At 31.7% G+C, this 14,347-nt stretch carries 10 protein-coding genes, 1 tRNA gene and 2 rRNA genes; 11 read left to right on the plus strand and 2 right to left on the minus strand.

Annotated elements, in window-relative coordinates; translation table 11 throughout:
- From BSD9I1_RS02270 to BSD9I1_RS02280, 3 genes are all read left to right on the plus strand, one after another.
- A 23S ribosomal RNA gene (locus BSD9I1_RS02270) occupies positions 1-100 on the plus strand; the annotation flags it as partial.
- A 140-nt stretch (positions 101-240) separates the two neighbouring features.
- Positions 241-357: ribosomal RNA gene (rrf, locus tag BSD9I1_RS02275) — 5S ribosomal RNA — on the plus strand.
- Positions 358-365: 8 nt separating this feature from the next.
- Positions 366-440, plus strand: a tRNA-Asn gene (locus BSD9I1_RS02280).
- A gap of 97 nt (positions 441-537) precedes the next feature.
- Here BSD9I1_RS02280 and BSD9I1_RS02285 read toward each other — a convergent pair.
- A complete protein-coding gene (locus BSD9I1_RS02285) occupies positions 538-1,176 on the minus strand; it encodes a hemolysin III family protein (protein ID WP_186428957.1) in 639 nt (212 codons plus the stop codon).
- Between the two features lie 330 nt (positions 1,177-1,506).
- On the opposite strand from BSD9I1_RS02285, the gene BSD9I1_RS02290 reads away from it, so the two are divergent.
- Both BSD9I1_RS02290 and BSD9I1_RS02295 read left to right on the plus strand, forming a co-directional pair.
- A complete protein-coding gene (locus BSD9I1_RS02290; RefSeq protein ID WP_186428958.1) occupies positions 1,507-2,322 on the plus strand; it encodes an MASE3 domain-containing protein in 816 nt (271 codons plus the stop codon).
- 159 nt (positions 2,323-2,481) lie between these two features.
- Entirely contained in the window at positions 2,482-3,303 is an 822-nt protein-coding gene (locus BSD9I1_RS02295) for a sensor histidine kinase KdpD (RefSeq protein WP_186428959.1), read from the plus strand.
- A 56-nt stretch (positions 3,304-3,359) separates the two neighbouring features.
- Here BSD9I1_RS02295 and BSD9I1_RS02300 read toward each other — a convergent pair whose 3' ends face one another.
- On the minus strand, positions 3,360-4,901 hold the full coding sequence (locus BSD9I1_RS02300) for an FAD-dependent oxidoreductase (protein WP_186428960.1): 1,542 nt from the start codon (positions 4,899-4,901) through the stop codon (positions 3,360-3,362).
- Between the two features lie 305 nt (positions 4,902-5,206).
- Here BSD9I1_RS02300 and BSD9I1_RS02305 point away from each other — a divergent pair, with 305 nt between their 5' ends.
- The 6 genes from BSD9I1_RS02305 (at position 5,207) to BSD9I1_RS02330 (ending at position 14,217) form a co-directional block, all read left to right on the plus strand.
- Complete coding sequence (locus BSD9I1_RS02305) at positions 5,207-6,247, plus strand: galactose ABC transporter substrate-binding protein (RefSeq protein WP_186428961.1); 1,041 nt, start codon at positions 5,207-5,209, stop codon at positions 6,245-6,247.
- A gap of 104 nt (positions 6,248-6,351) precedes the next feature.
- Positions 6,352-7,869, plus strand: coding sequence for a sugar ABC transporter ATP-binding protein (locus tag BSD9I1_RS02310; RefSeq protein WP_186428962.1), 1,518 nt, complete (start codon positions 6,352-6,354; stop codon positions 7,867-7,869).
- Between the two features lie 16 nt (positions 7,870-7,885).
- Positions 7,886-8,905 (plus strand): galactose/methyl galactoside ABC transporter permease MglC, encoded by a 1,020-nt coding sequence (mglC, locus tag BSD9I1_RS02315; protein WP_207653874.1) that lies wholly within the window; start codon positions 7,886-7,888, stop codon positions 8,903-8,905.
- A 202-nt stretch (positions 8,906-9,107) separates the two neighbouring features.
- Positions 9,108-11,063, plus strand: a complete 1,956-nt coding sequence (cooS, locus tag BSD9I1_RS02320; RefSeq protein WP_186428963.1) for an anaerobic carbon-monoxide dehydrogenase catalytic subunit — start codon at positions 9,108-9,110, stop codon at positions 11,061-11,063.
- A 173-nt stretch (positions 11,064-11,236) separates the two neighbouring features.
- Positions 11,237-12,058 (plus strand): nitroreductase family protein, encoded by an 822-nt coding sequence (locus tag BSD9I1_RS02325; RefSeq protein ID WP_186428964.1) that lies wholly within the window; start codon positions 11,237-11,239, stop codon positions 12,056-12,058.
- Positions 12,059-12,291: 233 nt separating this feature from the next.
- On the plus strand, positions 12,292-14,217 hold the full coding sequence (locus tag BSD9I1_RS02330; RefSeq protein WP_186428965.1) for an ABC-F family ATP-binding cassette domain-containing protein: 1,926 nt from the start codon (positions 12,292-12,294) through the stop codon (positions 14,215-14,217).
- Positions 14,218-14,347 lie beyond the last annotated feature (130 nt).

The raw sequence follows: 14,347 nt of genomic DNA on the forward strand, positions 1-14,347 counted from the left end.
CTAGTAAGACCCCTTGAAGAACACAAGGTTGATAGGTCAGAGGTGTAAGTGCAGTAATGCATTCAGCTGACTGATACTAATAGGTCGAGGGCTTGATCTAGAATTTTAGTACTCTGTGCAATTTTGAGAGAACAACTCTCAATAAAAATGGTTATAATGAATAACCTAAAAAGGAAACTCCTCAGCGTAGCTGATGAGTACTCTATCTCTAGAAAATCGAAGATTTTAAGAGCTAGAGCATCTGGTGATTATGGCTTGAAGGTAACACCCGTACCCATTCCGAACACGAAGGTTAAGCTTCAAAGCGCCAATGGTACTGCCGGGGAGGCCCGGTGGGAGAGTAGGTCGTTGCCAGATGAATTTATTCCGTGGTAGCTCAATGGCAGAGCATTCGGCTGTTAACCGAAGGGTTGGAGGTTCGAGCCCTCTCCACGGAGCCATTTTTATTTTTTGAAGAATTAAAGCACAACGAGTTTAATTAATGCAAATATTAATTAACTTATTGTGCTTTTTCGTATTTAAAATATCCTAAGATTTCTAAAGGTATAACAAAACACAAAAGAAGTGGCAAGTAGTACCGGCAAGTACAAATAGGTGCCAGATTGCATGGTTATAAGGTATTTTATGGAACATAAATAAAACTGCACCTAAGGTATAAAGAACTCCACCAGCTACTAAAAGAAATAAACCAGTGGGCGGAAGAAGTATGATCAATCTTTTTATAGCAAATACTATAATCCATCCCATCCCTACATAAGCTGAGGTAGACAATAATTCATATTTTTCAACCCAAAAGGATTTTAGAATAATTCCTACAATAGCAAGTCCCCATACAATCCCAAATATAGTCCAGCCTAATGGCCCTCGAAGTATAGTAAGAGTAAAGGGAGTATAGGTACCAGCAATAAGCAAGAAAATGGAACAGTGATCAAAAATCCTAAATATTCTCTTAACTTTTTTATTTGGAATGCTATGATAAAGTGTAGATCCAAGATACAGTATAATCATACAAACTCCAAATATAGTGTAACTTACAACATGCCAAGGATCCTTATAAAGAGCTGCAAATACAATCAAAAGTACTAAAGCTGCCACGGATAGAAGTACACCTAATCCATGTGTTATGGCATTAGCTAATTCTTCTCCAAATGTATAAAAGTTATCTTGATCCTCCAAATTAAGACACCTCCTTTATATTAAATCTCTATCTATAATATATTAACTTATAAAACATATTGTAACATTTATATATTATACTTGCATTAATATATTTTATACAAGTTAAAAAGTTTATAAAATTCTTAAATATTATTTTATACCTTTTTTACAAACAGACTATTTTTAAATTGTAAAACATATATTAATTTATGGCTTTGAATCTTTATAAAAGTAAATAAGGTTGAGTAGAAGTTTATATTTTATTAAATATTGTAACAAAAATGGATATTTTTATGTAAAAAATGTGATATAATGGAGAATGAATATTTCTTAATAAGGGAGGCAGTTATGAAATATATGGGTTGCTTTAAAGGTAATATAAATAAATATATCATTCATATAGTTTTTGGAGTTTTTTTTATAATAGCTATGTATATAAGTTCGTTTAAATATCTGATGTTTCATACCATTTGTGAACTTCTTATTATAATTGTAAGTTTTAGTATTATGATTATAACACTTAACATGAGTAAAAGCCCCAAAAATGATTATTTCATATTTTTGGGAATAACTTATGGATTCGTAGCTTGTATTGAATTATTACACACTTTATCTTATAGAGGTATGAATATAATAGATATAGGTAGTACAGCAAATATACCTACTCAATTATGGATAGCTGTAAGATATTTAGAATCAATTTCTATATTAGTGTCATTTAGTTATATTAAAAAGAAGATTAATATTTTAAAGGTTTTTGTTTCTTATGCAATTATTGTAGTATTAATTATTTTAAGCATATTTAAGTTTCATATATTTCCTAACTGTTTTATAGAAGGATATGGATTAACACCCTTTAAGATGATAAGTGAATATATAATAATTGTAATTTTAGGAGTATGTTTGTTTATATCTTATGATGAGTATAATATAAATTTTTTATCTGATAAATCCTATAGTTATTTTATTATATTTTCAATAGGATCAGAATTGGCATTTACTATCTATAGAGATGTGTATGGAATTATTAATGGAACTGGACATGTACTTAAATTTATATCCTTTTATATTTTATATAGTGCAATTATAAAAGAAACTTTGGGTAAGAATATCCATAAAATTACGGATAATGGGAAGATACTTAAGGAAACAGAGGGAATCTAAAGACTATTGGAAGTTTATTTTTTATAATTACAATTAATAATAATTATTTGTTAATAGATTATGTATGAATTGTAATATTTTTTTACTTATATCCCATAATATAGAAAACAGGTTTGAGATGTGTTATTATATTTCTATAAAAATTATGGATAAAAGGGGATGGGGAATATAAGCTTAGATAGAATAGAAAAAGATAAATCCATGCTAGAATTTTTAGCGAACATCTCTCATGAACTTAAGACTCCTATAAATCTAATATATAGTATCAGTCAGGCTGAGGAATATTTTATTAATGAAGCAAATCTACAAAAGATAAGTGAATATAATAAAATAATTAAGCAAAACTGTTATAGACTTATTAAATTAACTAATAATATAATTGATGTTACTAAAATAAATGAAGGGTCTTTAAGACCTAAAATAGCTTATGTTAATATAGTTGAGGTAGTAGAAAATATAGTCATGTCAGTAGTACCTTATCTTGAAAAAAGAGGAATAAATATAATATTTGATACAGATATAGAAGAGGAGTATGTAAATATAGATAATAATCTCATGGAAAGAATAATGCTAAATTTAATATCAAATTCAATTAAGTATGGCAATAATAATGGTAATATAAGTATAAGTTTATATCATGATAATAAAGATTATATAAATATAAGTGTAAAAGATGATGGAGTAGGAATTCCAAAAGAAAAACATAAAATAGTTTTTGAAAATTTTACTCAGGTGGACAATTTGTTTACAAGGAAATGTGAAGGAAATGGTATGGGATTAGCCTTGGTGAAGTCACTTGTAGAGCTTCAACAAGGAAAAATAAGATTAATAAGTGAAGTAGGACAAGGTACTGAGATAATTATAAGTATACCTATAACAGAAATTAATGAAGTTGCATGTACTACATTGAATTTTGACAACATAGAAAATAAGTCTATCATAGAAAAAATGAATATAGAATTTTCTGATATATACTGGTAAATTAAGACGAGCTATCTAAAAACCGCCTACTGTTTTACAATATAAAAAATTGAGGATTACTCCTCAATTTTTTTTAATGGCTTTTGTGCAGGCCCTTCAACTACATCCCCATTTATAGAAAATCTAGAACCATGGCATGGGCAATCCCAGGTTCTTTCTGCATCGTTCCACTGAACTTCACATCCCAGATGGGTACAGGTAGTGTCCAAAATATGAAGTTCTCCTTGCTCATCTCTATATGCCCCGGCTCTTTTGCCATTTATGAACACAACTGCGCCTTCATCATTTTTCAAATCATCAGGTTTTCTATTATTAGCTGATACTTTTCCTTTAATAAGTTCTTTAGCTACATCTGTATTCATTGAAATAAAGTTTTTCACACTAGGATCAGCATTAAACCTAGAAGGTGTATAGAGATTAGAATAAGGATTTTCTTTCTCCAAAATAGAATCTCTTATAATTAAAGCAGCTAGGGTTCCACTTGTCATACCCCATTGTTTATACCCTGTTGCAACATATATGTTTGGATTGCTATCAGTAATATGTCCTATATAAGGTATATTATCTAAAGTCACTAGGTCTTGAGTAGACCATCTGTAAGGTATACTTTTTATTTTAAACAGTTCATCACCAAAGGATTTTAAAACTTCGTATCGACCAGATGTGGGAATATCACTTTGGCCAGTTTTATGACTTTCTCCTCCAATTATAACTAAGTTTTTTCCATTAAAAGGTGTATATCTAAGAGAACGTCCAGGATTTTCAGCATTTATATACATACCACAAGGATAAGGCTTCTCGGTTATAGCTCCTAATACATAAGATCTAAGTGGATACATTCTTGAAAAATATAATCCCATTCCATCGTAAAAAGGATAGTGGGTACAAATAACTACATTATCACAGCTTATTTTATGGCCAGCTTTTGTTATAACTTTAAGTTCTGGAGATTTTTCAATATCTATTGCTTGAGTATTTTCATAAATAATATTTCCATCTTCATTAATAGAATTTACAAGACTATTTAAATATTTAAGTGGATGAAATTGAGCTTGATTTTTCATAACTAATGCAGCTTTTATATCTAATGGTATAGGTATACTATTTAAGTATTCTCCAGGTATGCCTAAGGATTCATAAGCCTTTGATTCATTTAATATTTTTTGCACATAATCTTCAGATTGAGTGTATATGTAAGCATCTTGTTCAATGAAATCACAGTCGATATTTTTTTCCTGTATAGTGCTTTTTATAAAGTTTAATGCCTCTATATTAGACTCATAGTAAAGCTTAGTCTTTTCATGACCTATTTCATTTAAAAATTCATCATATATTAATTCATGTTGTGCCGTTATCTTAGCCGTAGTATGACCTGTAGTTGCGCTTAATATTTTACTGGATTCTAAAATTACAACTTTTAGACCTTCTTTCTTAAGTAAATAAGCTAAAGTGATACCAGTGATTCCTCCACCGACTATAACAACATCTACTTTCATATTGTCAGAGTAATTTGAGAAGGATGGGAACTTTGTAGACTCCATCCAATAGGCTTCAGGGTATTTAGGGATATCTTTATTTTGTAAATTATCTTCAGTCATATTATATGCCTCCTGTGTTATCAATTAAGATTAAAGTAAAAGATAAGTTAATCAATAAATCTTATCAAATGACAATTTCCTAATTATTACTTAATCAATAAGATTAATTTTTCCTTAAATTTAAATTTAATACATGTTCTTAATTATAAGTAGGATGGCATAAAGTGAAATTATATAACTGTAAATATTTAATGAAATATTGGACAAATGAAAACGAATTCTGTGGTATATGTTGGAAATGATATGAATAATATATTAATGAAATTCAATTAATAAAATATTAATATTATAATGGGGGTAACTTTATGAAAAAGGTAATGGCAAGTATAATCCTTGCTTCTGTACTTACAGGGGCTTTGGTAGGGTGCTCAGGTGGACAAAAACCAGCAGGAGATAAGGCAGAAGATAAGAAGGATAAGCCAACTATAGGATGTGCTATTTATAAGTTTGACGATACATTTATGACAGGAGTTCGTAATGCAATATCTGAAACGGCAGGAGATAAGGCAACAGTAGACATAGTAGATAGTCAAAATTCACAGCCAACTCAAAATGACAAAGTGGACTTATTTATAACAAAGAAAGTAAATAGTCTTGCAATAAACCCAGTTGATCGTACTGCAGCAGGAGTGTTGATTGACAAAGCTCAAAAGGCAAATACACCAGTAGTATTTTTCAATAGGGAGCCTTTACCAGAAGATATGAAAAAATGGGATAAAGTTTATTATGTTGGAGCTAGAGCTGAGGAATCCGGAACAATATCAGGACAACTTGCAGTTGATTATTGGAAGGGTCATCCTGAGGCTGATAAGAACAAAGATGGAGTTATGCAGTATGTAATGTTAAAGGGAGAACCAGGGCATCAAGATGCAGAGCTTAGAACTAAGTATTCAGTTCAAGCTGTAACAGACGCAGGTATAAAGGTAGATAAGCTTGCTGAAGATACAGCTATGTGGGATCGTGTAAAAGGACAGGAAAAGATGGCTGCATTCCTTGCTGCAAACGGCGATAAAATAGAAATGGTATTTGCAAATAATGATGATATGGCACTTGGAGCTATTGAAGCATTAAAAGCAGGTGGATACTTCAAAGATAATAAATATATGCCAGTTATAGGCGTTGATGCAACTGCACCAGCATTAAAGGCTCTTGAAGAAGGAACTATGCTTGGAACAGTTTTAAATGATGCTAAAAATCAAGGTAAGGCTACATTTAATATAGCTGAAGTATTAGCTAAAGGTGGAACTCCAAGCAAAGAAACTATAGGATTTGACTTAACTGATGGAAAATATGTATGGGTACCATATAAAAAGATTACAAAGGAAAACATGAACGAAGCAAAATAAGGATTCATTAAAGAGTGAAGGGTTAGTGAGGGTTAAAACTACATTAGCTTTTCACTCTTAATTCTCAATAAATAGCTGAAAATAAAGTAAGCGGAGGTGATTAAATGAGCGAAGATGAATTTATTCTCCAGATGAATGACATATCTAAAGAGTTTCCGGGAGTTAAAGCATTAGATAATGTAACTCTAAAAGTAAGAAAAGGAAGCGTTCATGCTCTTATGGGGGAAAATGGAGCTGGCAAATCAACTCTTATGAAATGTCTTTTTGGCATATATAAAGAAGATTCAGGAGAGATAATTTTAGATGGAAAAAAAATTGATATAAAAGAACCTAAGATTGCACTAGACAATGGTATTTCAATGATTCACCAAGAACTACATCCTGTGCCTTATAGAAATGTTATTGAAAATATATGGCTTGGAAGATTTTCAACTAAAAAAATAGGACCATTAAAATTTGTAGATGAAAAAAGCATGTATGAGGCCACAAGGAAGCTTTTTGAGAATCTTAATATAGATATAAATCCTAAAGACATAGTTCGAAATATGTCTGTATCTAAGATTCAGTTAATAGAAATTGCAAAGGCAGTATCATATAATTCCAAAGTTATAATAATGGACGAACCTACATCATCCTTAACTGAAAACGAAGTAGAGCATTTATTTACGATAATAAATAAATTAAAAAATCGTGGAGTTTCTATAATTTATATATCACATAAAATCGAAGAAATACTTAAAATATCTGACGAAGTGACAATTATGCGTGATGGTAAATATATAGGTACATGGAAGTCTTCAGAGCTTACCACAGATATGATAATCTCTAAAATGGTAGGACGTGATATGACAAATAGATTCCCGCCTAAAAGTAATGTCCCAGGAGAAGTAGTGCTGAAAATTGATCAATTGACATCTATCATGGGAAAATCCTTTAGTGACATTTCATTTGAATTGAAAAAAGGAGAAGTATTAGGAATAGGTGGACTTGTAGGGGCACAACGAACAGAACTTGTGGAAGCGTTATTTGGACTAAGGGGAATTAGTAGTGGAAAGATATTTATTAATAATAAAGAAGTTAAAATAAAATCACCAATAGATGCAAAGAAGCATAAAATTGCACTTTTAACTGAAGAAAGAAGAGCAACGGGAATATTTCCAGTACTTTCAATACTGGAGAATACTGTGGTTGCAAATATAAATAGATATGTCACACCTTTACGCATTATAAATGAGGGTAAAAGACGAGAAGATGTAAAGAAAAGTATAAAAATGCTTAAGGTAAAAACCCCTTCGTTTAGAACGCTCATAAAGGATTTATCTGGTGGAAATCAACAAAAGGTGCTTATAGCAAGGTGGCTTTTAACAGAACCTGAAATACTTATATTAGATGAACCAACTCGCGGGATTGATGTTGGTGCAAAGTATGAAATATATACAATTATTGCAGATCTTGCAAAGCAAGGCAAAAGCATCATAATGATATCTTCTGAAATGCCAGAGCTTATTGGAATGTCTGATCGTATAATGGTTATGTGTGAGGGACATCTCTCTGGAATTATAGATGGGAGCGATGCAACAGAAGAAGAAATAATGCGTCTTGCAACAAAGTTTAGTTCATAGGTAAGGAGGATTTATTATGGAAAAATCCGATATTAAGAAAATAGATATGAAGAAAGTAAAGGGATTTTTATCCCAGCATGCAATTTATATAGTTTTAGTAATGCTTGTACTGGCTATTGCCGTAAAGGATTCAAGATTTTTATCGCTTACTTGCTTAAAAGACATTTTACTTCAAAGCTCTACAAAGGTAATTATTGCCCTGGGAATAGCCTTTGTACTTATAACAGGTGGCGTTGACCTTTCTGCAGGGCGTGTAGTAGGATTTGCAGCAGTATTATCTGCATCTATGCTTCAAACTCCTGATTATGCAAGAAGATTTTATCCCGATTTACCTCAACTTAATTTAATCATACCTATTTTAATTGCCATAATTGCAGCACTTTTAGCTGGTGCCGTAAATGGATTTATTATTTCAAAGTTTAGTGTACCACCTTTTATAGCAACTTTAGGTACCATGGTAATTGTGTATGGATTAAATTCAATTTATTTTGACCTACCTCCAAATGACTCACAGCCTATTGGAGGACTTAGAAAAGATTTTACTAATCTAGGATCAGGGCATATATTTTCATTTCCTGTTATAGTATTAATTGCAATAATAGTATCAATAATAGTTTGGGTAATATTTAATAAAACTCGCCTTGGAAAGAATATGTATGCTATAGGTGGAAATAAAGAAGCAGCTAAAGTTTCAGGTATAAATGTAGGACTTACACTTTTAATATTATATGCAATTGCAGGTTCGTTATATGGACTTGGAGGAGTGTTGGAAGCTGCCAGAACTGGAGGGGCTACAAACAACTATGGGAACATGTACGAAATGGATGCCATTGCTGCCTGCGTTGTAGGGGGCGTATCCACCTCAGGAGGAATAGGAACTGTTCAAGGAATTTTGGCTGGAGTTTTAATATTTAGTGTAATAAATTATGGACTAACATTTATAGGAGTAAATCCATACTGGCAGCTTATAGTAAAAGGACTTATTATAGTAACCGCTGTGGCTTTTGACATAAGAAAATACATTGCGAAAAAGTGATATTTAGGAATTAGTAGTAAGGTGATAGGTAGAAGTATTGGAAGAAACTTTGACTAGTCAAGATTTCTCCATTTTATGGTACCTAAATCCTAGAAACTAATTCCTTTAAATTTATAAATTCGGTAATAGCCTCACTTATAAATTTAATTGTAATAATTATTCAAAAAGGGGTAAAAATATTATAGAGTTTTAAAAATCAATAATGTTAAAAATAACTATTACAATTGGAAGGGTGATTCAAGTGAGTGAAACAATTTTAGAAAAAGCTGAAGGACGTGTAAGCTATCATGATTCAGTTGAAGAAATGCTTAAGCGTATTAGAGAAGATGGAATGTCCAATGTTTTTGACAGGTGGGTACAACAAGAAAAAATACGTTGTAAATTTTGTCTTCAAGGATTAAGCTGCCAATTATGTTCTCAAGGTCCTTGTAGGTTAAATGATAAGGGTGAACCAGACAAGGGAGTATGTGGAATTGGGCCAGATGCAATGGCAATGAGAAACTTTCTTCTTAAAAATATTATGGGAGCTGGTACATATAGTCATCATGCCTATGAGGCATTTAGGACATTAAAAGCTACAGGAGAAGGAAAGACTCCATTTAAGATTAAGGATGTTAATAAACTTAAATGGATGTGTGAAAAGTTAGGAATCGATACAAATCAAGATACAAATAAAATGGCTATACAATTAGCAGAATTATTACAAAGACAGCAAGAAATTGGTGAAGATGACGAAAATCTTATGGTAGAGGCTTTTGCACCAAGAAAGAGAAAGGAAGTTTGGAAAAAGATAAATGTTTACCCAAAAGGAACAATTCATGAAGAGCAAAATTGTGTAGCAAGCTGTTTAACAAATGTAGATGGAAGCTATGTTTCCTTAGCAGCAAAGGCACTTCGCTTAGGAATAGCTACTATATATAACTCTCAAATTGGGCTTGAAATGGTTCAAGATATATTGTTCGGAACACCAACTCCTCATGAAGTAGATACAGACTTAGGTATCATGGATCCAGATTACATAAACATAGTATTTAATGGTCATCAACCTTGGATAGGTGCTGCAATGATTGAAAAGGCTAGAACCCCTGAAGTTCAAGAAAGAGCAAGAAAAGCTGGAGCAAAGGGACTTCACGTAGTAGGATCTATAGAAACTGGCCAGGAATTATTACAAAGATATAATGTAGATGATACTTTTGTAGGACTTATGGGAAATTGGCTTACAATAGAACCATTACTTGCAACAGGTACAGTGGACGTTTTAGCAATGGAAGAAAACTGTTCTCCACCTGCTATTGATATGTATGCTGAAAAATATCAGTTAACTTTAGTATCATTAAGTACCATCATTGATTTGCCAGGAATAGAACATAAACTTCCATATTACCCTGAAAAGGTAAATGAAACAGTAGATACATTAATTAATCTTGCAGAAGAAAACTTTAAAAAACGTCATGGCAAAATAACACCTATGGTTCCTAAAAAGATTCAAAAGGCAATTGCAGGTTTCTCAACAGAAGCAGTACTAGGTGCTCTTGGAAATAGACTTGAACCACTAGTAGACGTAATAGTTGCAGGAAAAATCAAGGGAGTAGTAGCTCTTGCAAACTGCTCGACCCTTAGAAATGGTCCACAGGACTGGAATACAGTAAACTTAACAAAAGAGTTAATAAAGAAAGATATATTAGTTGTTAGTGGTGGCTGTGGAAACCATGCACTTGAAGTTGCAGGACTTTGTACTTTGGATGCAGCGAACACCATGGCAGGAGAAGGATTAAAGGAAGTTTGTAACTTACTTAAGATTCCTCCAGTATTAAGCTTTGGAACATGTACAGATACAGGAAGAATATCAATGCTTGTTACAGCTCTTGCAGACCACTTAGATGTGGATGTACCACAACTTCCTATAGCTGTTACAGCTCCAGAATGGATGGAACAAAAGGCTACAATAGATGGTATATTTGCAGTAGCATATGGTGCATATACTCACTTATCTCCAGTGCCATTTATGACGGGTGCTCCTAAACTTGTGAAGTTACTTACAGAAGAAGTTGAGGGATTAACTGGCGGTAAAGTTGCTCTTGGAGATGATCCTGTAGAAGTTGCAAATAATATAGAGGCTCATATTATTTCTAAGAGAAAAGGAATGGGGCTTAGTTAGTAAGTAATATAAATTAATATTAAATTAAAGGGGACTTCGAAGAGATTTGAGGTTCCTTTTGATTTTTAAATATTAAAATAATGATATAATCTTTATAGAAATTATAAGAAATAAGCCAATAATTAATGATTAGATACCATATAATTAATAGAGCATGAAAAAGGGGTAATAAAATGAAAATAATAGAGGTAGTAAAAAAAAGGACATCAGTAAGAAGTTATAAAAATCAAGAACTAAGTAATGAAATTAGAGAGGATATATTAAATCATTTAAATAACACTAAAGGGCCTTTTAACGTGAATGTAAGATTTTCGATTGTAGATTTAAATGACAAGAGTTTAGATAATCTAAAGCTTGGAACCTATGGAATTATAAGAGGATGTAATGTATTTATAGCAACAGCTGTTAAAAAGGATCCTAGAAGTATGGAACAGCTTGGGTATAGGCTGGAAAGCGGAATACTTTATGCTGCATCTAAGGGTCTTGGAACTTGTTGGCTTGGTGGGACATTTAAAAGAGAAGAATTTAAAAAGGCAATAAATTTGAAGGATGAAGAAATACTTCCAATAATAACTCCTATAGGATACGCTAGAGAAGGTAGAAGCATAATAGATTCAATCGTGAAATTTTCATCAGGATCAAAAAATAGAAAAGGTTTTGAAGAAATCTTCTATAATAAAGGTTTTCAAAATGCTTTATCAAGAAAGGATGCAGGAATGTATGAAGAAGCATTTGAAGCTGTAAGACTTGCACCATCTGCAGTAAATGCTCAGCCTTGGAGAATAATAATGGATAATAATAAATTTCATTTTTATATAAAAAGAAAAAAAGCCTATAAAGAAACAGTACCTTATGATATTCAAAAAATTGATATAGGTATAGCAATGTGCCACTTCGAGCTTGCAATTAATGAGCTTGGATTTAAGGGAAAGTGGATAGAGGATGGAGAAGCTCCGAAAGGTGAAGGTGAATATATAATAAGTTTTGAAATTTAAGTTTATGAAAAAAGGAAGTTTGTCTTGCAAGCTTCCTTTAAATGTCCCCCGATATTATAAATAATATTAATTTTAAATCTTTGCATGAAGTGACGATATAGAATATAATTGTAATGCTAGACATTTAGTTAATATCTAATATTTTGAAGTTAATGCAAAGACTTGTTTAGGTAGATTTTATACATTTGAGTATGTTTTGCCAAAAATTAAATGAACTAAGGAAGGTAGTAGTTATGAATCTAATAACACTTGAAAATATATCAAAGAGCTATAGCGAAAAGGAACTTTTTAATAATATAAACTTAGGAATTAATGAAGGAGATAAAATAGGAGTTATAGGTATAAATGGTACAGGAAAAAGCACTCTTCTTAAAATAATTGCAGGAGTTGAAGTAGAAGACAGCGGAAGAATTATAAAAAATAGTTTAATTAATATAGAGTACTTACCACAATTACCTGAATTTGATGCTGAAAAGACAGTTATTCAGGAGGTTTTCAGAGGTAATTCTCCTATAATCAAGGTTATTAGAGAATATGAAGAAGCACTTGAAGATAAGAACAGTAATCCGGAAAGAATAATGAGACTTACTCACAGTATGGATAATTTAAATGCATGGACTATTGAAAGTGAGGCTAAAGCGGTGCTCACAAAGCTAGGAATTATGGACTTTAATGTGAAGGTAGGAACACTTTCAGGAGGACAAAGGAAAAGAATAGCACTAGCAGGAGCCTTAGTAAATCCATCTGATTTACTTATATTAGATGAGCCAACTAATCATTTAGATAATGAAACTATAGATTGGCTGGAGCAATATTTAAATAAGAGAAAAGGTGCTCTCTTAATGATAACTCATGATAGATATTTTTTAGATAGAGTTGCAAATGAAATAATAGAGTTAGACGGGGGGAAGCTTTATACCTATGAAGGGAATTATAGTGCTTTTCTGCAAAAGAAAATTGAAAGAGAAGAAATAGAGGCTTCTAGTGAAAAGAAAAGACAGAGTCTTTTAAAAAAGGAACTTGCTTGGATAAGAAGAGGAGCTAAAGCAAGAAGTACTAAGCAAAAGGCAAGAATTGATCGTTTTGAAAAGCTAACCGATGAAGCAATAGACTTAAATGAAGATAGGCTTGAAATATCTCTTGCAGGAACAAGACTTGGGAAGAAAGTTATAGAGCTTAATAATATTACAAAGGTCTTTCGAGATAAAAAAGTTATAGATGATTTCAGCTATATAGTACTTAGACGTGATAGAGTAGGAATTATAGGACCTAATGGAGAAGGAAAATCCACACTTATGAATATTATAAGTGGTAAACTAAAACCTGATAGTGGAACTATAGAAGTTGGAGAAACAGTGAAAATAGGTATGTTTTCACAGGAAAGTTATCATATGGATGAGGATATGAGAGTTATAGAATACATAAGAGAAGGAGCAGAATTTATAGAAAATAGCGAAGGATATAAATTAAGTGCTTCTCAAATGCTTGAAAGATTTTTATTTACTGGATCAGATCAATGGACTCCTATTTCTAGGCTTTCAGGTGGTGAAAAAAGAAGACTTTATCTTTTAAGAGTTTTAATGGAATCTCCAAATGTTCTTTTATTAGACGAACCTACAAATGACTTAGATATAGAGACTTTAAAGGTATTAGAAGACTATATCGAAGAGTTTCCTGGAGCAGTAATATCAGTATCTCATGACAGGTACTTTTTAGATAGAATGGCAGAAAGAATTTTCTCATTTGAAGGAAAAGGAAAAATAGCTCAGTATACGGGAAATTATAGTGATGTAAAGGAATTAAGAGATGAAAATACAAAGCTATTAGAAGAGGAAAATAAGTCTTTAAAAGATGGAAAAGCTAATCAAAAGCATAAGGAAGATATAAATGTATCAAAGAAAAAAAATAATACTTTAAAGTTTTCCTACAAGGAACAAAGAGAGTACGATGAAATAGATAATATTGTTGCAGATTTAGAGCAAAAGTTAGAGCAAATTGAACAAGATATGCATTATTACTCAACAGATTATGGAAAACTTAATAACCTTATGAAAGAAAAAGAAGAAACAGAACAGCTTTTAGAAGAAAAAATGGATAGATGGATGTATCTTAATGAATTAGCAGAAAAAATTGAAGAAAGTAAAAAATCCCTACTTTAAATAAGTAGGGATTTTTTAGCGTTTTTGGAGAAAAAAAATTTAAAATTGGTCCTTTAGTTTACAAGGGAGCAGATGCACAAACTGTAGTAAAGAGTTCATAGATAACTAAACCTAAATATGCCGCAAGTAG

This window comes from Clostridium sp. BSD9I1 (assembly GCF_900185645.1).
Classification (GTDB): Bacteria; Bacillota; Clostridia; order Clostridiales; family Clostridiaceae; genus Clostridium_AK.